The organism is Vibrio sp. 378 (assembly GCF_033339435.1).
The window spans coordinates 1-833 of sequence record NZ_JAWOUO010000339.1; the positions used below are offsets into that span (position 1 = coordinate 1).

Genomic DNA, 833 nt, shown 5'->3' on the forward strand with positions numbered 1-833 from the left:
TTCTCAAGAATGTCTTTTACGTATGTGCGGTCGTTTGGCGATAGTTCTATGATCTCTGTGATCGAGCGTGCGAGATCTTTCTTCGCGTTCATTTCGGATTGAACGGTGTTGCTCACACTGGTCAAAATCTCTTTAACGCTTGAATTGATGTGCTCCTGAGTTTGAGAACGAATCGTCATAACTTGTTGCGTCGATAGTAGCGACACAGTAATTAGCAGCAAAATTGAAGAGGCGGTGACAACCTTATGTCTGAATTTCATGCGTTTTCCTCTAAGTCTCCCGGATAGTTTTCTTCTGCTTCCACCTCTTTTTGGGTTCGGGTGAATTCGGCAGAAAAAGAAACCTGTTGTGTTTGATTACTTTCTTATCGACATCTTTATCAAAAACATGAATCCATTTGTTGTCTTTTTTAACCAAAATTAAACAAAACGGTGATTTGAGTTAAAACTTGTGAGGTTGATCTGATTAGTTAGCCATCTTAATGAAAGCGTCATAATGAAAGGAATTGCTTAAAGAGTACTGCTGTTAACAGGTTTGATTGAGGAGTTTAGTAAAGTTTTATGTATTATAAATAAGCGTTTATAGAGGTTTTTTCTTTGTAAATTATAGAGTTTACGTTGGGGGCGAAGTTAAGTAGGGAAGCAAGCCAAATTTTGTTTGTAAAAAAGGCCCCGACAGAGCGGAGCCTTTGTGTATGCTTTGATTTTAGAAAATCAGATGCGCAACACCAGCAATCACAGGAAGTGTAATCAGCGTACGCAGAATGAAGATAACAAACAGTTCTACGATGTTAACTGGAATCTTGCTACCTAGTAGTAGTGCACCAACTTCTG

General features: G+C 38.7%; 2 pseudogenes. Both read right to left on the reverse strand.

The features are described from left to right. Positions 1–260: pseudogene (locus R7Q48_RS26120) on the reverse strand (chemotaxis protein); the annotation flags it as partial. Positions 261–705: 445 nt separating this feature from the next. After that, a pseudogene (locus tag R7Q48_RS26125) lies at positions 706–833 on the reverse strand (YjiH family protein); the annotation flags it as partial.